Source organism: Peptococcus simiae (assembly GCF_046097595.1).
In the GTDB taxonomy this organism is placed as follows: domain Bacteria; phylum Bacillota; class Peptococcia; order Peptococcales; family Peptococcaceae; genus Peptococcus; species Peptococcus simiae.
This window is the reverse complement of sequence record NZ_JBJUVG010000014.1, coordinates 14818-35272: the sequence shown is the minus strand read 5'-3', so window position 1 is coordinate 35272 and position 20455 is coordinate 14818. Positions and strand designations below refer to the sequence as shown.

Here is a 20455-nt window from a genome sequence, read left to right as displayed (position 1 = left end):
GAATGCTTAGTCTAATCAGCTAGGGCTTTTACAAGCCCCCGACTTTAGTCGTGGGGTAGCTGACCCGCTCGATATATTCTTCAGCAAAGGTGCCTTCGATATTTGTGTCTATAGCCTCGTCAAACTCGTCAACAAGGGCCTTAAAAACATCCCGCTCAAGCCGAGCGTAACCGCCAACACGCAGGGTTAAAGTCACTTGTTTGCTGTCCATATTTCCCCCTCCCAGCCCTTAAAAGGGCAGGTCGTCCGGATCATAATCGACCTCTGTTCCGGCGGCATCTTGGTCACTTCCAGCCCCCCGGTTTTCTTTTGACCGGCTGTCTAAGAACTTGATGTTTTGTGCCAGAACCTCCACTTTAAGCCGCTTGATGCCCTGCTTATCCTCGTAGCTATCTAGGTGCAGTTCACCTTCGACAGCGACCATGCTGCCCTTTCTCATGTACTGGGCAAGGTTTTCAGCCAGTTTTTTCCAAGCCACGATAGGAATAAAATCCACATCCGGTTGACCTTGAGCTGCAAACCGGCGGTCTACAGCAAGCGGCACATTGACAACAGCGTGTCCGCTTTGGGTGTAACGCAGGTCCGGGTCCTTGGTGAGGCGTCCGATTAAGATAATTTTATTCATGGTATTGCTCCTTTCGCTATAGCTCTTGTTTTTTACGACACTGCTCTGAAGTACTCTGAAACACTCTGAATACGACAAAACGCTTAACCAAGCCTTTCTCGGCTCATCTTATGCGATTTACTCCGAAACGACTCTGAACCACTCTGTCTACTCTTCCAGAATGTCGTAATCCTCAGGGGTGTGGTCTTCAAAATAGACGTTTGACAAGGTTTTTCCAGTCCGCTCACTTAGCCCTCGCTTAGGCTTAGGGACACAGGCCTCGTAATTTTCGTCTAGGTAGTCGATAAAGCCTGAATTGAAAAAGGTGCTGCCGTTCTGATAGCACTTCTCGAAGGGTGCCTCGGCAACCTCACGAGTGTAGCGGTTAATAGCCCTCACAAGCTGGTCATAGCCGTATTTGAGCAGAGCCTGTTTTTTGGTGTCGCTAACACGCCCCTTTCCCCGCTTGAGCGGATAAAGTTGCCACAGGCGTTCAAAGTTTTCTTGGGCCTCCTGCTTTCTAGCAGCAACCTCTGTTTCATGCTCATGCTCCTCGCCTTTCTCAACGGACTTGTTTTTAGACGCACCTATCCCGTCTACTTGCTCTGGGTCTGGGTGGTTTAAGGCTGAGGGACTGGAAGACAAAGCAGTGGGCTGGTCAGAATGATTGTCATTCACGTCCGGTTCACAGTGTGCATCTTGCACACGTGAACAAAGGGTTTGTTGTACTTGTGTGGTACTAGTGTGGTACTTGTGTGGTAATGGTTGGTGCAAATTGCCCCAATGGGATTGGTGCAAGCTGCCCTCCTCCATTGGTGCAGATTGCCCTAATGCACTGGTGCATTGTTCGTCAGGGTGTGCAAAGTCCTCTTCCATTGGTGCAGATTGCCCCAATGCACTGGTGTATTCTGCATCATAGTAGGCAAAGTCATCTTCCATTTTTGTAAATTGCCCTGATGGGTTGGAGGCCTCTTCCTCTTCTGCTTTTTTTAAGGCCTCGGCATCTTTGATGGCACACTGTCTCTCATATTCATCATACAGGGCGTCTAGTTTTTCCTCATTGACGGTGTACCAATTGGTCCTGTCCCTTGGATCCTTGTTGTAATTTCCTACAATGAGCAGACCCATTTTTCTTAACTTAGCAAAGGTCCGTTTGACCGTATCTACGCTGTAGCACGCAAAACAATGTTCATGCCAAGCCTGAATAGAGTTGTATGTCCAATATTTACCGTCTCGGTAATTTCTGCCTCTCTTGCGGTTTTCATTGACCCAATACTGTACTTTTTGTACAAATGCAGCTTCTCTAGGGCCGATTATTTTGGCAAGGGTGTAATTAATAATAAGTGGCGGCTCATCAAATAAAAACCGGGCCATGACGATTCACTTCCTTTCTGCATATATATTTATGCTAATCTTTCTGATAGCTTGTCTACTTTATCTTTATTGAGTTCGTACCATGTTTCGACCGGACGGCCGGGAACGTAATGTTTGTGTTTAATTAATAAACCCTTTTTTACGAGCTTCTCAATTTCTTTTTTCACCTTGATGAAATCAAAGTCGAGAGAATCGGTGTTTTTCTGGTGCCATTTTCGTAGGGATTTGCAAATGGACAGCTGGCCGGGAAAACTCTGATCTTCCGTGTCCCACTTGAATTGAGTTAAGACAATTGCCTCTCCTACTCCTATATTGCCAGCCCTTACTTGATGAAAAAAGAAGGCGGTTTCGTCAAAGAAAATATTATCCACGATACTTATCCTTTCTGTATGTCCTACCGAAAATTCTTCCCGGTGACTTCGCTAATAATCCGCTTGAGATAGCTATTCTCATCTCGGCTGACAGATCTCACGCTATCATTTTCATAAGCGAAGATAATCATCCGCCCGGCAAGGGTCCCTAAAAGCAGGGTACTGCCAATTAAATTAATATCGGCCTTCTTAGCCGGCTCAGCAGCAACTAGGGCAACGAACTTGTCTTTCACGTCACCGTGTTGGAGCCGAATCATCTTACATTTGCCCTCCGGTGAACCGGTTAGGTAGTCAGCGGCTTCTTCTAAACTGCTATACCGCCACGAGCCGTATTCACCGAACTCGTCAATTCTAAAGCCGTAAAGATAATCTCTGTATCCCATAGAGTCCTCACTTTCTTGCTTGAAAGCGGCGTTTTCTAAACAACGTCCGCTTAGCTTCTTCAAACCCAAATACGCCTACAGCAGCCAGAATAAGCCACATGGTCATCCGCCCTAGCCCACCTAAGAGGGTCAGGGTGCCACTATCCACCCGGAGGGCAGAATAGATAAACATAAGGGCTGAAACGTAAAATAAGGCACGCAGGGCAAGCATTTGAGGACTTGCTACCATATTGCTTTTAGCTAGGTTACTCTTTTCAGGAACGGTTTTATCTGCTAAACTATCCCCGGGTATTCGAGGTAATATCCTTTGTTTTGCTCCACGTTGGCGGCTACCGGCGTGGGGCTTTTTTATTTGATTGGTCATCTTCCGGCCCTCCTCTTGGTTGTTAGAGGCCGTCTCCGCTTTTTCATAATTTCACGCCGCTTAGCAGCAAGAGAATCTAAGTAGATAATGTCGTTTCTCTTAACAGCCATGGCCTTATTTTCAAAGCACCTCCAAATGAGAAGCCTGCCATAGATAGGGAGTCCGGCAAACCAGCTGCCAATTTCGTTATAGGCTCTGCCCTTTGCTTTCCCGACTGCATCAAACCAGCCAATGTAAAGACCAGCTAGTTCGTTATTTTTGAGCTGCATGGTTTTGATATTCCCGTACTTAGAATCCATCAGGAAGGGGACAATCTCGTGGGTCTCCTCAAACTCCATAGCTTGAGTAGTTCCATCTTCATAGACCGTATAGGCAATATATTCCTGCGCTTGTTTATCTGCTGACAATAGAAACACTCCTTAATTATTTTTCTTTCCGGTCTAGCCACATTCGCAAGTCACTTGACCGGACCATTACTTGACCATTAGGCCCCCCATTCTTTATGATAGGCAGACCCTCTTTAACCCAGCGGTCAAAGGTGGATTTAGAGCAACCAACATATTTCTCAATATCCCTCCGCTGAATATACTCAGGCCAGCCCCTATAGGCTAACTGATCAAGTTTAGCTTCAATGTATTCATCAATCAGTGGCTTCATTTCCTCAAACAAGGATTCCTTCAGTAGGTCTGCAAAAGAATTGCCAGCCACTCCCGGGGATTCGCTATTTCCCCTGTTTTTAAAAGCCTGCATGGCTCCTCCTTTCCTGTTTGGACTACTCGCTCTATGCTACCGTGTTGGACATAAAGCGAATGCCATCTAAAAAGGCTCTTAACTGTTCTTTTTCTGACCACTCCCCATAGCTAAAGGCAGGGGGTTCTTAAAGGTTCGGCATTTGCCGCAGCTTGTCCTAGGCGGCTTCCTTGAGTGGTCACCTAGGCCTGGCATTTTTGTTAAGAACTTTACGAGCCTATTGCGGCTGCAAGATACTTCCCCGGCAACGCCTCGAAAGACGCACCGTGTATTTGCGACTCGCACAGCGTGGTCATTCTGTAAGATGACCTACTTTTTTCTTTTTGCCGTGAATAAAAGGCCCTGCAAGAAAGAGATAAGGTAATCTTGTTCTTTCCTCGAAGCTATATTAAGAAATTCATCCACTAGCTCATGTATTTGGGCTTTTTTTGTTTTCTGCATAAAATAGCTCCTTTTGTATCTTGTCAGGTTTCATCTTTGGCAAAAAAAATGGGCATTGGATCTTTTATATTTAATACATTAATCATTGTATTGATTTCATTTGATAAAAAGACCCCTTTTTTCATTTTTGTATAAAATGTTTTTGGGGCTATTTCAAGGATTTCAGCCATTTCCTGTTGAGTCTTTCCATTTTCTACAATAATACCTTTTAATTTGTTAGTATTAATCATGCCATCACCCCCTACTCGTATCCTAAAAGGTTACATCAAGTATATCATTCATTACGAACTTGTCAAGACTTCTTAATCTTGATAAGTTACATTTTTGTGATATAATGAAACAAAAAAAGGAGATTACCAAAATGTCTATTGGCGATAGGATTCGTAAACAACGATTAAAAAAAGATCTATCACAAGAAGATTTAGCTAAAATGATTGGAACAACACGACAAAATATCTATAAGTACGAAACCGGCATAGTCTCAAATATTCCCTCAGACAAAATAGAGGCAATTGCTCGATCCCTTCAGGTCTCCCCTGCCTACCTTATGGGCTGGCAAGAAAGTGATAACATAGTTAGCGAAGATATAGACCTCTCCTTATATGACAATATTTTGCCAATCAAGACAAAAAAAATCCCCCTATTAGGGGAAATCGCTTGTGGTGTCCCTATCTATGCTGATGAAGACCGAGAGTGTTATGTCGAGGTTGGCACGGATATACGAGCGGACTTCGCCTTAAAGGCTAAAGGGGATTCTATGATCGGTGCTTATATCCGAGACGGGGATATTGTTTTTATTCGGAAGCAGCCGACGGTCGAGGAGGGCGAGATTGCGGCTGTCATTATAGATGACGAAGCCACGTTAAAAAGGGTTTATTTCCACAAGGAGATTGGCGCTGTCGAGCTTCGGGCTGACAACATTGCATATAAATCCTTAATTTACTCAGGCCCGGAGCTTGAACAATTACATATCTTAGGCAAGGCGATTGCCTTTCAAAGTGACGTTAAATGAAGAATCTTCTCATATTATTGCTTTTTCTGGATTAAGTAACCCCTTGCTCCAGAAAATCGCTTTTTTTGGACTAAAACACTTTTTGCTCCAAGATTTCTTATTTTTCCGGAACAAGTACCAAGGAGTATAAAAAATGAATATTGCCATATATTAAAAACAACTCCACCACCACACTTGCCGGAAAAGCTACCCATAGATTTAACGCCCATAATTTCCAATATCAAAGGCAGGTGACTGAATGAAAGTCAAGAAAACGGCTAAAGAACTTATTCAGCATATGAAAAATAAGCAAATAACTTTTAGTACCATCTCTGAAGAAGATGCTGAACATTTTCTATCTGAGCATAGCTATTACCTAAAATTTGCTTCATACAGGAAAAATTACGAAAAGCGTTCTAGGGGTGATCTTAAAGGAACCTACGTCAACCTGGATTTCAGCTATTTAAAAGATCTCTCAACTATTGATATGCACCTTAAATACCAAGTTATACATATGTGTTTAGATATTGAGCACGGACTTCGTACGTTCCTTATACATGATGTAGAATCAAATGATGATGAGAATGGATATGACATCTGCTCCTCGTTTTTAAATGCCCATCCCCAAGTCCAGGATAATATTAAAAGATATAGAAACACAAGCTATTGTGCCCGTTTAATCGATAAATATCAAGCGGGTTACCCCATATGGGTACTTTGCGAAATTATCTCATTCGGTGAACTCGTTAATCTATATAAGTTTTATCACCAGAAATATCCCGACAGAAAGCTGCCTCATCCCGATATATTATACTCGGTCCGAAACATCAGAAATGCAGCAGCGCATAACAACTGCTTGTTAAATGACCTCCACCACGATGTTTCAACAAGCCAATTTAAACCAAATGTTCGATTAACCAAGCTGATACGCAGTGAAATGAATCTAGGCAAAGACGGCATAAATAAAAAAATGAGCAATCAAATGATTCATGATTTTATTGCATTATTAGTTGCTTACAATACTTTTGTTGGCAGTGAGTTGATTAAATCAGAGAGGCTAAAAGCCTTAGACTGTTTATTTGTGAACCGAATGTTGAGAAATAAAAGTTTTTATGAAAATAACGAATTAATCAAATCCGCATATCAATTTTGTTACTCCATTTTAGATTTTTTCATAAAAAAGCTTGATTAATTTCAAAAAACAAGGTATAGTTACGTCATAAGTAAAACCATCTTGGTTTTGTAGGGGGCGTATCCTATACGCCCCCGATTTTTTATGCCCTCATCTGCAAAGCATAAAAGCAGATAAAAGCACACACTTCTTTACAACGTGTTTAACTTGCTGGTAACTTTCATGACACTTCATAACATCATATTATTGAAGCATATAGAAACCGTACAAAGACGCACAAGAACGCCAAAAAACGCAAAATAGTTCACAACGACTTTAACTTACTGGTAACTTTCACACGAAACTACTTGTCAGAGGAAAAAGGAGAAAAAATGAAAAAGAAGATAATTGTGGCTGTTGCTACTGGCGCCCTATTCTTTTCAGCCCTCCCTGCTCACGCTGCGAGCGTTGTCGTTAAAGACAGGCCCCTTATCCTATCCCAGCCGGCTTTTATTGAAAATGGACGCACATTTGTGCCAATGAGGGCGATTTTTGAAGCCTTGGGTGCAACTGTTAACTGGAACGGAACCACTCGGACAGTTACCGGCATCTTGAACGGCAAGGTTGTCACCCTAAACAACCCGAAAATTATAAACGGGCGCACCATGGTACCACTAAGGTATATTTCAGAGACCCTAGGTAGCCGTGTAGATTGGCAACAAGCGACCCAAACAGCCTACGTAGATAGCCAAGTACCACAGACCTATTCTCGTGTCGTATACGGCCCACATTCTCTTCAGGACCCCGGTCAGTGGACCTTAACTCTACTGGGGCAATCAAATAATACAGCCCTCTTGGTAACTAAACACGCTCCCTTTGACCAACCCTTCCCACGAACAAGCTATTCTGCCACTTTACTTACTTGGGATGGCCAGTATTGGCGAGGAAGTTATGCTAGCCGCTGTTGGATTGGGTACGAATTTGGCGGTAATTTAAAAGGGTGGGGTAATGAAACAACTTTTAGACTCTTAATGTCTCAGTACCCAGAACTTGCTGGTAAACGAATTTCTTTTACAGCCCGTTCAAACTCTGGACCAGCTAGGGACCGCTTGGTCACTATAACAGACTCCGCTTTGATCATCAAAGATGATATGAGTATGAAACCTAATGCTGGATCCGGTTTAGAATTACCTAGAGAAAGAGATAATCAGCCGAATCCAGCAATAGGCATAACCGTCCCACGGGTCTAAGTGCTAGGAGGCATATCGAATGGCTAAACCCATACCTTACACAACCACGAAGGGTGAAAAGAGATACAAAATCAGTATTTACGGTGGATTGGATGCTAAAGGTAGGCAGGTGACGCTCAAAAAGCAAGGTTTTAAGACAACTCGTGAGGCAAACCTATGGGCTGCTAGAACACTTAGCAATATCGAAGAAAACGGTCTGCCTGATCAAGTATCCGAAAACCGCACTGTAGAAGAAGCCTTTGATATTTGGTTCAGTCAATACAAGATGACTGTCCAAGAGGTTAGTTACGCAAGGGTCGAAAAGCTATACAGAAACCATATCTTACCCCTAGTAGGGCATAGAAAGATAAGTGACCTAAAAAAAGAAGATGTACAAGAACTCATTTTCTACCTCTTTTCAGTACAGCCCAAAACCTACAGGAAAAACTATAACTACTTCACAAAAATGTTAAAGGAGAGTGGCTATCCTATAAGTGAAAACCACTTCTTCCCCGTATCTGTCAAGTCTAAGGGGCAGAAAAAAATCTTCACTCGAGATGAATTAAATACAGTCTTGGAAGCACTAAAGGACAATCCCAATGAAAGAGCCTATCCCTTCCTCCGCCTGATTGCCTACACCGGCCTGAGAAAGGCAGAAGCGGCTGCCTTAGAAAAGAAAAACGTAAATATTAAGGATGGGTATATCGTTATTGATCAGGCCTTTTCTAGGGATGCTAATAATAAAATAATCATGGGCGCAGGTAAAAACGAATCTTCAAAAAGAACCATTCCAATAGACAAGGGTACTCTAGATGCCATCCTAGCCCTAAATTATGACAGCCCCCTTGTTTTCGGAGAGTTCGACTTTACCAATGGACCTAGAAAGTGGTTGCGAGAGGCTTGCGCTAAAACGGGAATCGAACCCATAAGCATCCATGGACTTAGACACACTCACTGTAGCCTCCTTTTTGAAGCCGGCGCCAGCGTAAAAGAAGTACAAACTCGCCTCGGACACTCTACGCCACAAATGACCTTGAACGTCTATACGCATATCACGCAGCAGACAGCCAAGAAAACAGCCTTAAAATTCGTGAACTACATGGATGGAAATTGAGGCTAAAGTGGACTATAGTCTGGAAAAGTTACTTGGGTTACGCAAACGTATTATAATTAATGTGACTTAATCTAAATTAGATTATTAGAATAGTTTATCTACCGACTCATCTACCGACTTCTAATCGATATGTGTCAACCAAGCCATTTATAGGACATATTATCGTTTCCTGTCACCTCGATTCATACAAAAGCAGGACCGGTCTTTTACCGGCCCTGCTTTTTTGATGACGGCTTTGTCAGAAGAAGTCGAAGGACGAGCAGGGCCTTACGTGTTTAAATGGTCTGATCCACAATAAAAATACGCCTAGTTCCAGCAAGACAAGCAGCTGGCTAGGCGTATTTTGTTATCCTTTGAAAATACCTTCATACAAAACCGCAGCGTCCTTCAGGGCCGGATAGTAGTTACCGGCCGTTCCTTTACCATCCATGGTGACTACAATGGCCCGTTCATTACTTTCCCGGTCCCGGCCCAGGCTCGCCAGGCAGAGGCCGGCTTCACCGGTGTAACCGGTCTTCCCACCCAGGATTTCAAAGCTGGGATCAGCCATGACCCGATCAAAGTTATCCAGATAACGCGCCAGAGAATGGTCTAAGCGCAGGCCCTTGGCCGAAGGCCGCGGGGCCTCTGTTGTATAGTGCATACTTTGAATAACCTGGGCAAAGGTATCGTTTTTAAGGCCGGCCCGCATTAACTTGGCCATATCTGCGACGGTGCTCACATGCTTGGGGTCATGGGCCCCGGTCACATTGACAAAGTAGGTTCCGCGCATTCCCAGGGCGGCGGCCTCCTCATTCATCCGCTCAACGAAGGCCTCCTCAGACCCTGAGGTCACAATCGCCAAGGCCCGGGCAGCATCTGCACCGGAAGGCAGGATGGTGGCGTACATGAGGTCTTCTACGGTAACCTTATCGCCAACTTGAAAGCCGGCCGTGGCTAAGTCTTTTTCAGCTAGGCCGGTAAAGACGTCGCTGGTTAGTTCAACTTCCTGGGAGAGGTCTTTCTGGTCGAGCAGGGCCACATAGAGGGTCATCAGCTTGGTTAAGCTGGCCGGGTATTTTTGGTCTTCCGCCGCCTTGGCGAACAGGACCTCCCCGTTTTTTGCATTGATGGCAATGGCGGCGTGGCTGGAAATATCTTTGGCCTGGATATGACCGCTGGTATCGGTCGCCGTCAAGGCCTTATCCTGCACCGGCTCCTGCTGGCCGGAAGTACCGCACCTAACCAGGGCAAAAAGGATAAGGAGCAACAAGAGGCCCAGGAGAATCTTTGCCCTTAATCGCAGGCGGTAGCGGCGTCTTCTCCGCCGTGGCGGCCGGTTTCGCGAAGAGCCGGCGCCTTCTCGTCGTCTGACCGGTTGATCTGCCGGGCGCCTTCTTTCAGGAGGGCGCCTAGACTGGTATGACATGACTCGCCCACCTTTCTAAAAGATAGGGGGCAACAGGAAGGCTGGTCACTTGCCAGCTTTCCCATCGCACCCCCTCCCTTCATTTATCGGATGAGCCCGGCCCTTACCGCCGCTCTTTAACTTCCTCAACAATGTCATTAATTAGGCCATCCAGGGCAACGGTCCCCTTATCGCCATCATGGTAGGTCCGTAAGGAGACCTTTCCGTCAGCGGCTTCTTTCGCCCCAACGACCAACATGTAGGGGATTTTTTGAACCGTTGCTTCACGGATTTTATAGCCGATTTTTTCATTTCGGTGGTCCACTTCACAACGGATGCCAGCCTGGTGCATTTTTTCGCGAATCTCATCGGCATAGGTTGCCTGGTCATCTGTAATGGGTAAGACCCGGACCTGGACTGGAGCCAACCAGGTTGGAAAGGCACCGGCATAGTGTTCAACCAAGATACCGATGAACCGTTCCAGACTGCCCATGATAGCCCGGTGAACCATGACCGGCCGATGTTTTTCACCATCTTCACCAATGTAGGTCATATCAAACTTCTCAGGCAACTGGAAGTCTAATTGGATAGTCCCACACTGCCAGGTCCGGCCAATGGAGTCTTTTAAGTGGTAGTCGATTTTAGGCCCATAGAAAGCCCCATCTCCAGGGTTGATTTTATAGTCAACGCCAACTTTTTCCAAGGCGTTTTTCAAACCTTCCGTAGCCTGTTCCCATAATTCTTCAGACCCCATGGAGTCTTCCGGCCGGGTGGAGAGCTCAACAGAATATTCAAAGCCGAAGGGCTTGTAAATATTGCTGACTAGGCGCATAACCCCAATGAGCTCTTCTTCAATCTGGTCTTCCCGCATGAAGATGTGTCCATCATCCTGGGTAAAGGCCCGGACCCGCATTAAACCGTGAAGGGCCCCGGATAATTCATGGCGGTGGACAAGGCCCAGTTCACCCCAGCGGATGGGCAGGTCCCGGTAGCTGTGCATACTTTCATTATAGAGTAGGATGCTGCCCGGGCAGTTCATCGGTTTGATGGCATAGGGTTCTTCATCAATTTCAGTGAAATACATATTGTCTTTATAGTGGTCCCAGTGGCCGCTCCGTTCCCACAGGGCCCGGTTCATGATGAGCGGTGTCCGGATTTCACCATAGCCATCAGCCTCATGCAGTTCTCGCCAGAATTTTTCCAGCTGATTGCGGAGGATCATCCCCTTTGCATGGAAAATAGGGAAGCCGGGGGCTTCATCGACAAAGGAGAAGAGGTCTAACTCTTTACCCAACCGTCTGTGGTCACGGCGCTTGGCTTCTTCCAGCTGGAAGAGGTAGGCATCCAGGTCTTCCTGTTTCGGGAAGCTGGTCCCATAAATGCGTTGAAGCATCTTATTATTTTCATCGCCCCGCCAGTAGGCCCCGGCCAGGTTCATGACTTTGATGGCCTTGATTAAGCCTGTCCGCGGAATGTGAGGACCCGCACAGAGGTCGACAAAGTCACCCATTTCGTAAAGGCTGATGGGTTCATCTTCCGGCAGGTCTTGAATGAGTTCCACCTTATAGGGTTCATTCTTCTCTTCAAAAAGGGCAATAGCTTCATCCCGGGGCAGGACTTTTTTAACCAGCTTAGCATTCTTTTTAATAATCCGCCGCATTTCATCTTCTATTTTAGAGATGTCATCCGGGGTAAACTGGTGGTCGCTGTCGACATCATAGTAAAAGCCATTTTCAATAGCCGGCCCAATGGCCAGCTTGGTACCGGGGTATAGGTTTTGAACCGCTTGGGCCAAGACATGGGAAGAGGTATGGTGAAAAGCGTCAGCCCCTTCGGCTTGGTCAAAGGTAAGGACTTCTACAGCATCTCCATCATGAAGCGGGGCTTCCAAGTCTGCAACAGCTCCGTTTACTTTAACCGCTAGGGCTTTTTTAGCCAGACCATTTGAAATACCTTTTGCTAAGTCTAAGCCCGTAGCCCCTTCATCTAAATCACGGTGATGCCCGTCCGGTAATTGAATGCGCATATGAATACTCCTCCTTATCATCAATAAAAAACACGCCCATCCCATAAAGGGACGAGCGCGTGTATCTCCCGTGGTTCCACCCAATTTGACTGTACAAGACAGCCCACTTTAAGCCCTTTAACGGCGGCAACCGGTCTTAGTCCTCCTAAGACAGCTCCGAGGTGGTCACACTTAGCAAGGGTCATATGCAGTCCCACCATCCCTGCACTCTCTGGAATGACCGCTTACCGGCGTCCTCATCAAGGCTTTTTTAATATGGTATCAGTTTATCATTTACCCCAGAGACCGTCAAGATAAACCAAGACGGACATCATTTCTTCTATATTATAAAGAAAATATTTTTTGACACAAAAAAGCACTCCTTAGGAGTGCTAATGCGGTTGGCGAGACTTGAACTCGCACGGGTCTCCCCACACGCCCCTCAAACGTGCGCGTATGCCTATTCCGCCACAACCGCTTAATCAATGATACTGTAATACTTTACCACGGTCCTGGCGGATTGTCAATTATTTTTACAGATTTTGTTAAAAATCCCTTTTATCCCCCGCTAGCGCAGCCGGGGCTGCCCTACTTTTGTCGTCCTATTTACCCCAGCAACACAAAAACCGCTATCTAAAGGCTTAACCCGCCCTTACACAGGGCAGGGCAGGCAGCTTCCAGATAGCGGCTTCTTGATTATTTTTCTACAGCGTCTATACCTTCATTGACTTCACAGAGGCGGTTTTCCACTTGGAGCAGGGCCTCTTCCAATTCTTCCAGGCTGGCTTGGCCAAAGTCGAAATCATGGGCCACTTCGTCTTCAACACCATCGATGAGTTCAAAGCGGTTGTCATAAGGAAGGGTTTCTTTTTCCTGCTTAGACCGACGGATGCGGTAGCAGAGGTAGGCAAGACCACTGAAGGCAGCCAAGGCAAGCCCTAAAAGCCCTAATTTGCGGCAATTCATTTTGCAGCGGGCAATGAAGGGTAATTTCTGGACCTTAGGTAAAACATCATCAGTGAGTTTATCGAGTGATGCGGAAATATCCAAGTCCTTCATCTGCTTGCGGGCTAACTTATTTAACCGCGCTGCTTCTTTTTTTCCTCGTTTTTGCAACTTTTTCATTTGTTTTACTTGTGCTTCTAAGCGATCCATAATTTCCCTACCTTTCAGTTTGTAAGAAGGCTGCCCCACAGGCGCCAAGTCCTATGTGGGTTGAGACAACTGAGCCAATTTGGAAGTAGTCCGGTGCTAAGTCAGGCACCTGGACACTAAGAGCGTCCATCAAGGCATCTGCTGCCTCTTTATTATTGTTGTAGCCAGCGGCTATTGTTACCGGTTGATCGGCATTTATCTCGGCCAGAACAGCTTCAGTTAATTCATTGATAACCCGATCCTTTTTATTGCCACGGATTTTTTTATGAACGGAGATGGTCCCATCGGCCAAAATCAGGATGGGCTTAATATTTAAAATAGACCCAACCAGGTAACCAGCTTTGCCAATGCGGCCACCCTTTTCAAGATTATCCAGGGAATCAATTAAAAAATAGATCTTCAGTTGGCCAATCGCTTCTTCTAAAAAAGCGTCACAAGCCTCTACTGAAGCACCTGCCTTAATCCGCACAGCCAGTTCTTTTACCAAAAGGCCTAAGCCAATGGTCGCTGACCGGCTATCCCAAACCCGGACATCGGCGGCAGAAAATTCCTTGCCGATTAAGCGGGCGGCATTGACCGTTCCACTTAATTCTGATGCCAGGTGGATAGAGTAAATCACTGAGCAACCGGCATCAGCCAGCTGCTGGTAAGCGGCATTAAAGAGTTCCGGCTTGGGCAGGGAGGTTTTGGGCAGTTCTTGAAGGCTGGTCAGCTGTTCATAAAAGGATTCATTGGTTAAGTCTACCCGGTCCAGGTATTGTTTATCATTAAATGTAACAGTTAAGGGAACGACGCGGATATTGTACTTGGACGTAATTTCATCAGGTAGGTCGGCGGTACTATCCGTAACGATACCTATTTTTGTCATAGGCGGTCCCTCCTCTCTATTCAGCCGAAATAATGTAGGGATAAATATCTTGTCCGCCCTGGTAGGCTTCAAAGTCTATATCTGTATATTGGTCGGATAATTTTTCAATATACCGGTTGACCTCGTCTTCAGCGACCTCCGCCCCATAATACAGGGTAATGAGCTCAACATGATTGTCAGCCATTTTTTGGATGATGGCTTCGAGGGAGCTGCCAATTTGGTCCTCGGCGGCAATGATTTTGCCTTCCAGGATGGCTAAGAAGGCATCCTTTTTGATGTCAATGCCTTCAATAGAAGTATCACGGACAGCCGTTGTAATCTCACCGCTCAAAACATTGGCCAGGGCCTCTTCCATATCAGAGGCATTGTTGTCAATATCCTGCTCAGGCAAAAATTGCATTAAGGCCGCAAGGCCTTGGGGAAGGGTCCGGGAGGGAATCACTCGGACATCGCCATCAACCAGTTTGGCCGCCTGCTCCGCCGTCATGATAATATTTTTATTGTTAGGCAACAAGATGGTATGCTCTGCGGGATGGGCCTCCATGGCATCCAGGAAGTCCTGGGTGCTGGGGTTCATGGTCTGTCCCCCATGGATGACATGGCTGGCGCCTAGGCTCTTAAAAACTTCAGCCAGGCCGTCACCGGTGGCAACGGCAATCACTACATATTCACTGGTCTCTGGCGCCTGGGCCTTGCCCTTGGCCTGTAAGGCCCGGTTTTGTTCCCGCATGTTATTGATTTTAATATCGGTCAGTTCACCGAACTGGGAGGCAAAGGAGAAGACCGCTCCCAGGTCATTGGTGTGGATGTGGACCTTGACCAGGTCATCGGTGCCGACCACCAGCATGCAGTCCCCATAGCTGGTTAGGTAGTTTTTCAAGGCCTCAATGGGGCTTTCCGGGTGACTGCCGTCTGCCAGGACCAGAAACTCGGTACAATAGGGATAGATGATTTCGTTTAAGTCAGCAAAAAAGTGCTCAAAGGTATCCTCAAAATCATCCTCTACCACCGGTTCTTTTTCCACGATAACCGGAGAGGCGGCAGGTTTGCCCTGGAGGGCTGCCAGGAAGCCTTCGAAGATAAAGAGGAGCCCCTGCCCACCGGCATCAACGACGCCAGCTTGCTTGAGGACCGGCAGCAGGTCCGGGGTCCGGTTGAGGCTGGCATAGCCGGCCTGTAAGAAAAGGGATAGGGCCTCTTCGGCGCCCATATCCGGCTGGTAGGCCCGATTCAGGGCCTCACTGGCCTCCCGGACAACGGTTAAAACGGTCCCTTCCATGGGATTAGTCACCGCCTTGTAGGCGGCGTCAGCTCCCAGAGCAAAGGCCTGGACCAGGTCACTGACCTCGACTACAGTTTTACCCCTGAGCCCTTGGGAAATACCGGAAAGGATCTGCGACAAGATGACCCCGGAATTCCCCCGGGCCCCCATAAGGGCCCCATAAGCCATCTGGGCCGCCACATCCTCCACTTGAGTCTGGTCTGCACGTTCTTTCACAAATTTATCTGCAGACCGCATAGTCATAGACATATTGGTCCCTGTATCACCATCCGGCACCGGAAATACATTGAGCCGGTCTACATTTTCTCTTTTTTGTTCCAGCCAGTTTGCGGCGGAAGCTATCATTTCTATAAATTGATCGCCATTGATGGGCTTGTTGCTTGACATATTTGCCTCCTGAATCATCTGCTCCTTGAAAGGCATCTCATGAGCAGCGTTCTTGTAAACAATCATACTAAACTATAGCATAAAAAAGAACCCCTTGTCTATGCTGCCCCGCCCATCAACAGCCGGGTTATCCCCTAAAAATATTCATTGATGTAGGCCAGCGGACGACTGGGAAAGAGGGCGCCAAAGGCTGCAAAGGCCTCTGCATCCTTGATGTCACAGCCTTGTTTAAGCCGGCGCCGGTGGCCAAAAACCAAGTCGGACAAGGTTTCGGGCGTAACGGAAAAGTCCACCTCAGCCTGGTCAATGGGCTCGACCCGGTCGCCCTCCCAGCGCCAAAGGGAGATCCGCTTTAAGTGGCTATCCTTATAGGCAAAGGTCAGAGGGACTTCCGGCTCCTTTGAGGCAAAAAACGGCAGGCTGGCCGGGGATAAAAACCGCCACATCATAAAGGGTTCATAAGTAATATAATCCTTAGCCCCTGCCGGCTGGTCGATGACTGGCTCATCCAAGGGGGCCGACCAGGTGACCGTGCCCAGCTGGGACCGGTGGCCAGTCACATAGTGGTAAAGACCGGCCCTGGCCTGGTCTGACAGGTAGGCCATTTCCCGGATATAGAAGGTTTTTTCTTGCAGGCTATAGAGGAGGTAGCCCACCGGCTGGCCTTGGGCATAGGCCATGACCCCATAGCCCCCTTCTGCAGCTAAGTCATCTAAGAGGGCCTGCCAGCGCCGGCTATCCCTTTGGACGTAGAAGGCATAGTAGCGACCCTGCCAGGTGCTATAAACCCGGTCCAGGTCAGTGACTGGTGCTGCCTTTAAGGAAAACCGTTTAAAGGTCAGCTCTGCCTTCTGGCTATAGGCATATAAATCCCCCATAGGCACACTGATTTGCCCATGGTAGTTCATATAGCGAAAACCCAGGGGGGCATAAAAATTCCCCTCAAAGGGCATGAGTAAGAGTCCAGTGTAGGGCGACCGCTTGAGGGCTTCCTGCATGAGGGCCCCTACCGCCCCCCGTCCCCGGACTTCCGGGAAGGCATTGACTCCTACGATATAGGCCGTCTTCAATGATTGCGCCTTATTTTTCAGGGTCATGTCTATACACTGGAGGGAGGCCACCACCTGCCCGGCGGGCGAAGTGGCCACCAGGGTTTCTGAAAAGCGGTGGTAGGCCCGGAAATACCAATCGGTAAAGGCCTCTCCATCATTATGAAAGGAATAGCGCCAGAGCTCTTTTAAAAGCTCCCCATCCCGGGCTTCTGCCGGCCGAATTCCCCAGTTAATCATTTTTCCACACAGCCTTGTGCTTCATTAAAAGGTAGGCCGGGTAATAGGATTCTTTTGCATGACGCAAGCCTTCAAGACCCATATCCTCTTCCCGGTTGACATATTCAATGTCCGGCCAAAAGTGGTTCAGGTAGTCTTTATTGATGGCCCCGTACAGGCCCCGATAATCGGCAAAGGCCTTCTCAATATGGATAACCACCGTATTTTCATTGACCCGCTCACCCATGGTGAGGGCCACCATCTTACCATTAATCCGGATATAGCCCCCTGAATAGGCCAGCTCATCAATAGCCATGAGGGCATCGTAAATGGCCTCCCGTTCACAGAGCAAGCTGTCAGACAGGTTTCCATTCCGGTTTTGTTCACCATACCAGTATTCTAAGAATTCCAGCGCCTCCGGGACGTCCTCCTTGGTTAATTCGGCGAATCCATAGTCCGGATATTCCCGTAAAAAGGCGTTCAGGTGGTTTCTTTTTTTGCTATACTTCCGCCCCTTGAGCTGGCGCAGGTCTTCACCATTATATATGTAGTCGGCAATGTCTCGCTCTTCTTCAAAGGTAAACTGGGCCGGCCATAGGGCTTCCATCCGTTCCTTTTCGGCATCGGTAATCCCCCGGATGACAAAGTCTTTGCCGTCATCATGGAAGGATTCCGCCAAAGTCTCTACCGCATCCTTAAAGGACGCATCATCTTCCGTGTAGCCGTAAGGGGGTAAAATCCAGCTGCTTTCCCAAGCATTCGGTTGTACGACCAGGTGTCCCTCCACAACAGCCCACCGCACTGCATAACACCGCCGCCACATGTATAAGTTGGTAAAGGTGGTATCAGAAATTTGATTTTGTGTTTGGATAAAAAAATTATCGAGGATATCTTTATCAGAGAGCTCGATTTGCTTGAAACCTAACATGCTTCTCCTCTTTTCTTCTGTGTCTTAGTCCCTATCTGTATCACCGTTTCGGCCTTTTGGCAAACAAAAAAATGCCTATTGACAGCAGGTCCCTCCTGAAAAAGGCATTGGTAAAAACAGATAAAATGAAAAGCGGACTTCCGTCTCAACGAAAGTCCGCAAACTGAATGGGCGGTAATGGACTCGAACCATCGACCCCCTGCATGTCAAGCAGATACTCTAACCAACTGAGCTAACCGCCCGTACCAATCAGCATCTATTATTATATGGATTTACCAACCGTCTGTCAAGGTTTTACTTTCATTTTATAAATTTTTTCCTAAATTTTTAGGCCTAAAAGGAAAATACCGCCGCCCAAGCGGGCGACGGTAGAATAGCTTTATTGGATGTAGCCCTTGGCAACCAGCTCACGGCGGAGGTCAGCCAGGGCTGTAAAGGTCGGCAGAATGTGCACCTTTTCTGTTGGCAGTTGGGCCAAGGCCCGGCACAAGGCTTCATCACTGTCGCAAAGCTTCAGGTCTGCAGCCTTAGCACCTGCCCGGCTGAGCCGGTCTTGCAAAACGTCTGTCCGGCGGCCACCAAGGAGGATGGGCCGGTGGTCCGTTAACTGGAGCAGGCTTTCAAAGTCCGCTTCATTAACCCAGCTGGTGTCCACCCCGTCTGCCGGTAGGTCATTGAGCAGGATGGCCAGGGAAAAGGGATCCTTTTCCAGGGCCAGGAGCTGGACAATCTGGTTAAAGCCAACCGGGTTTTTGATCAGGTGGAGGGTCCCCTCCTTACCTTCAATATGGGCCACTTCCTGGCGACCGCTTAGGGGCACCACTTGGCGCAGGCCGGCGACAATGTCTTGGGCCTTAACCCCTAAATGACTGGCAGCGGCAAAGGCGGCCAGGGCATTATACAAGTTGTAAAAGCCCCCGGTATTGAGTTCAACCGTCGTCCCATTCACCACCCCAACAGCCCGGTGGGTGGTGACAGACGTCACATCCTCCAGGGTAAAATCCAGCTGGGGCCGGCTAAAGGCACAAGCCTCGCAGTGGTAATGCCCCAGGTTCCCATAGGTTCTTTCCGAATAGCTGAGCTTGGCCCCACAGGAAGGGCAGGTGTCATCTTCTTTTTCCGTACTGGGCTGGGGTAGGTCTTTGGCCAAGGTTGACCCATAATACCGGACCGGGTTATTGACCTTCAGCTGGGCAAAGGCCGGTAAATCCCCATTGGCAATGATGGTCGCTGTTGGTGCCAACCGGGCCCCCCGGCGTAAGTGGTCGAGGACCCCTTCAGTAGACCCATAGCGGTCAGCCTGGTCGCGGAAGATGTTGGTAAAAACGATTACTTCCGGCTGGACCGCTTCCGTAACATAGGGCAGGGTGGCTTCATCGACTTCCAAAACAGCAATCGGTTGTTCATTCTTTTTCAAGGTTAAAAAAGTAGAGGTAATCCCCTGGAGCATGTTGGCCCCACTGGCATTGGTTAAAACTTTAGGATACTTCTGTTCCAAGGCTTTAACCAACAGAGCTGTGGTCATCGTTTTACCATTAGTTCCGGTCACCACGACGGACCGGCAACCGGCGGCCAGGTCAGCCAACAGATTGGGCTCAATCGTTTGGGCAACCTTACCGGGCAGACTGCTGCCGTCCCGGCCGGCCATGGTTAAGACCTGCTTGGTCATTTGTCCACTTAATTTTGCTAAACTACTTCTTACTTTCATTGTCTTCCCCCTCGGCAAGTTGAGCTGTAATGGCTTGTCGACAGGCATCAGCGATTAGCTTGGTGTCATTACTTGCCATCAGCTCGTCTGAAATGGCCGGCAGAAAGGTAAGCCGCACCGTGCCCGGGGTAAAGGTCTTGATATCCCTAGGCATAATGCGCCAGCTGCCGTCCATTGCAAATGGTACCACAGGAGCGCCAGATTTGGTAGCAATTTTTAAGCTCCCGGCCTTAAAATCTCCAACTTTCCCCTGGTAGCTCCGGGTGCCTTCAGGGAAAACGACCAGGAGGTGGGCCGCTTTCTTGAGCATTTTTACCGCATTTAGAATGGCCTCAAGGCTTTTGCGGGATTCGCCCCGGGGGATGAAGATGGAGCCAATGCCGGCCGTCCAGCGACCAAAAATAGGGACCTCCCCCAGCTCTTGCTTGGCCAGAAAGCCCACTGGCCGGTTGACACTGGCCAGGACAATCGGAATGTCAAAAAAGCTTTGGTGGTTCCCAATTAAGACCACCGACCCCTCGTCAGGGATATGCTCCAAGCCCTCTACCTCTACCCGACAACCGGCCAGGCGGCAAATTTGGCCTGCAAAAGGCTGGGCCACACCATGAATCCGCTCCATGGCTTCCGAGAACTGGCCCTCTCTCTGTTTTTCAACAGCACGCAATAAGGGCCAGCGGGTGACCAGCACCAGCAAGGCCCAGGTATAGACAATAATCGCACGTAGATACCGCATGC

The 20455-nt window shown here is 47.8% G+C and carries 25 protein-coding genes, 2 tRNA genes and 1 other annotated feature; of the genes, 4 read left to right on the top strand and 23 right to left on the bottom strand.

Annotation, left to right across the window (positions count from 1 at the left end):
- Positions 1-28 precede the first annotated feature (28 nt).
- From ACKQTC_RS08285 to ACKQTC_RS08240, 10 genes are all read right to left on the bottom strand, one after another.
- Positions 29-211 carry a hypothetical protein gene (locus tag ACKQTC_RS08285; protein WP_408977977.1) on the bottom strand — a complete coding sequence of 61 codons (183 nt, stop codon included), beginning with the start codon at positions 209-211 and terminating at the stop codon, positions 29-31.
- A gap of 18 nt (positions 212-229) precedes the next feature.
- Positions 230-625 carry a single-stranded DNA-binding protein gene (locus tag ACKQTC_RS08280; protein ID WP_408977976.1) on the bottom strand — a complete coding sequence of 132 codons (396 nt, stop codon included), beginning with the start codon at positions 623-625 and terminating at the stop codon, positions 230-232.
- A gap of 147 nt (positions 626-772) precedes the next feature.
- Positions 773-1978, bottom strand: coding sequence for a hypothetical protein (locus tag ACKQTC_RS08275; RefSeq protein WP_408977975.1), 1206 nt, complete (start codon positions 1976-1978; stop codon positions 773-775).
- Between the two features lie 29 nt (positions 1979-2007).
- Positions 2008-2349 (bottom strand): hypothetical protein, encoded by a 342-nt coding sequence (locus ACKQTC_RS08270; RefSeq protein WP_408977974.1) that lies wholly within the window; start codon positions 2347-2349, stop codon positions 2008-2010.
- A gap of 23 nt (positions 2350-2372) precedes the next feature.
- On the bottom strand, positions 2373-2732 hold the full coding sequence (locus ACKQTC_RS08265; RefSeq protein ID WP_408977973.1) for a hypothetical protein: 360 nt from the start codon (positions 2730-2732) through the stop codon (positions 2373-2375).
- A 7-nt stretch (positions 2733-2739) separates the two neighbouring features.
- Entirely contained in the window at positions 2740-3096 is a 357-nt protein-coding gene (locus ACKQTC_RS08260; RefSeq protein ID WP_408977972.1) for a hypothetical protein, read from the bottom strand.
- A complete protein-coding gene (locus tag ACKQTC_RS08255) occupies positions 3093-3503 on the bottom strand; it encodes a hypothetical protein (RefSeq protein WP_408977971.1) in 411 nt (136 codons plus the stop codon). Before ACKQTC_RS08255 ends, ACKQTC_RS08260 begins: the two co-directional genes overlap by 4 nt.
- 16 nt (positions 3504-3519) lie before the next feature.
- Positions 3520-3846 (bottom strand): helix-turn-helix transcriptional regulator, encoded by a 327-nt coding sequence (locus ACKQTC_RS08250; protein ID WP_408977970.1) that lies wholly within the window; start codon positions 3844-3846, stop codon positions 3520-3522.
- Positions 3847-4155: 309 nt separating this feature from the next.
- Complete coding sequence (locus ACKQTC_RS08245) at positions 4156-4287, bottom strand: hypothetical protein (protein WP_408977969.1); 132 nt, start codon at positions 4285-4287, stop codon at positions 4156-4158.
- A gap of 23 nt (positions 4288-4310) precedes the next feature.
- The gene (locus ACKQTC_RS08240; protein WP_408977968.1) at positions 4311-4517 is read right to left on the bottom strand and encodes a DUF739 domain-containing protein; all 207 of its coding nucleotides are present in this window, start codon (positions 4515-4517) and stop codon (positions 4311-4313) included.
- 131 nt (positions 4518-4648) lie between these two features.
- Between ACKQTC_RS08240 and ACKQTC_RS08235 the strand changes: the two genes are divergently transcribed.
- Positions 4649-5299, top strand: a complete 651-nt coding sequence (locus tag ACKQTC_RS08235) for a LexA family protein (protein WP_408977967.1) — start codon at positions 4649-4651, stop codon at positions 5297-5299.
- Positions 5300-5313: 14 nt separating this feature from the next.
- Here ACKQTC_RS08235 and ACKQTC_RS08230 read toward each other — a convergent pair whose 3' ends face one another.
- Positions 5314-5508 (bottom strand): hypothetical protein, encoded by a 195-nt coding sequence (locus ACKQTC_RS08230; protein ID WP_408977966.1) that lies wholly within the window; start codon positions 5506-5508, stop codon positions 5314-5316.
- Between the two features lie 29 nt (positions 5509-5537).
- Between ACKQTC_RS08230 and ACKQTC_RS08225 the strand changes: the two genes are divergently transcribed.
- The 3 genes from ACKQTC_RS08225 (at position 5538) to ACKQTC_RS08215 (ending at position 8732) form a co-directional block, all read left to right on the top strand.
- Positions 5538-6470, top strand: a complete 933-nt coding sequence (locus ACKQTC_RS08225) for an Abi family protein (protein ID WP_408977965.1) — start codon at positions 5538-5540, stop codon at positions 6468-6470.
- A gap of 311 nt (positions 6471-6781) precedes the next feature.
- On the top strand, positions 6782-7639 hold the full coding sequence (locus ACKQTC_RS08220) for a copper amine oxidase N-terminal domain-containing protein (RefSeq protein ID WP_408977964.1): 858 nt from the start codon (positions 6782-6784) through the stop codon (positions 7637-7639).
- Positions 7640-7658: 19 nt separating this feature from the next.
- Positions 7659-8732 carry a site-specific integrase gene (locus ACKQTC_RS08215; protein ID WP_408977963.1) on the top strand — a complete coding sequence of 358 codons (1074 nt, stop codon included), beginning with the start codon at positions 7659-7661 and terminating at the stop codon, positions 8730-8732.
- A 346-nt stretch (positions 8733-9078) separates the two neighbouring features.
- Here ACKQTC_RS08215 and ACKQTC_RS08210 read toward each other — a convergent pair whose 3' ends face one another.
- The 12 genes from ACKQTC_RS08210 to ACKQTC_RS08155 all read right to left on the bottom strand — a co-directional run bounded on the left by ACKQTC_RS08210 (position 9079) and on the right by ACKQTC_RS08155 (position 20453).
- A complete protein-coding gene (locus tag ACKQTC_RS08210) occupies positions 9079-9981 on the bottom strand; it encodes a D-alanyl-D-alanine carboxypeptidase family protein (protein ID WP_408977962.1) in 903 nt (300 codons plus the stop codon).
- Positions 9982-10007: 26 nt separating this feature from the next.
- Complete coding sequence (locus ACKQTC_RS08205) at positions 10008-10205, bottom strand: hypothetical protein (RefSeq protein ID WP_408977961.1); 198 nt, start codon at positions 10203-10205, stop codon at positions 10008-10010.
- A gap of 38 nt (positions 10206-10243) precedes the next feature.
- A complete protein-coding gene (gene thrS / locus ACKQTC_RS08200; protein ID WP_408977960.1) occupies positions 10244-12145 on the bottom strand; it encodes a threonine--tRNA ligase in 1902 nt (633 codons plus the stop codon).
- A gap of 44 nt (positions 12146-12189) precedes the next feature.
- Positions 12190-12397 (bottom strand) — a binding site (T-box leader).
- 123 nt (positions 12398-12520) lie between these two features.
- A tRNA-Leu gene (locus tag ACKQTC_RS08195) sits at positions 12521-12602 on the bottom strand.
- A gap of 218 nt (positions 12603-12820) precedes the next feature.
- Entirely contained in the window at positions 12821-13279 is a 459-nt protein-coding gene (locus tag ACKQTC_RS08190; protein ID WP_408977959.1) for a hypothetical protein, read from the bottom strand.
- A gap of 7 nt (positions 13280-13286) precedes the next feature.
- Positions 13287-14147 (bottom strand): DegV family protein, encoded by an 861-nt coding sequence (locus tag ACKQTC_RS08185; protein ID WP_408977958.1) that lies wholly within the window; start codon positions 14145-14147, stop codon positions 13287-13289.
- Between the two features lie 16 nt (positions 14148-14163).
- Positions 14164-15816, bottom strand: coding sequence for a DAK2 domain-containing protein (locus ACKQTC_RS08180; protein ID WP_408977957.1), 1653 nt, complete (start codon positions 15814-15816; stop codon positions 14164-14166).
- A 134-nt stretch (positions 15817-15950) separates the two neighbouring features.
- A complete protein-coding gene (locus ACKQTC_RS08175) occupies positions 15951-17105 on the bottom strand; it encodes a GNAT family N-acetyltransferase (RefSeq protein ID WP_408977956.1) in 1155 nt (384 codons plus the stop codon).
- A complete protein-coding gene (locus ACKQTC_RS08170; protein ID WP_408977955.1) occupies positions 17098-18012 on the bottom strand; it encodes a DUF2156 domain-containing protein in 915 nt (304 codons plus the stop codon). Before ACKQTC_RS08170 ends, ACKQTC_RS08175 begins: the two co-directional genes overlap by 8 nt.
- Positions 18013-18180: 168 nt before the next feature.
- A tRNA-Val gene (locus ACKQTC_RS08165) sits at positions 18181-18254 on the bottom strand.
- 137 nt (positions 18255-18391) lie between these two features.
- Positions 18392-19720, bottom strand: coding sequence for a MurT ligase domain-containing protein (locus ACKQTC_RS08160; RefSeq protein ID WP_408977954.1), 1329 nt, complete (start codon positions 19718-19720; stop codon positions 18392-18394).
- Positions 19704-20453: a lysophospholipid acyltransferase family protein gene (locus ACKQTC_RS08155; RefSeq protein ID WP_408977953.1), complete on the bottom strand. Its 750-nt coding sequence runs from the start codon at positions 20451-20453 to the stop codon at positions 19704-19706. The genes ACKQTC_RS08160 and ACKQTC_RS08155 overlap by 17 nt, the downstream gene beginning before the upstream one ends.
- Between the last annotated feature and the right edge of the window lie 2 nt (positions 20454-20455).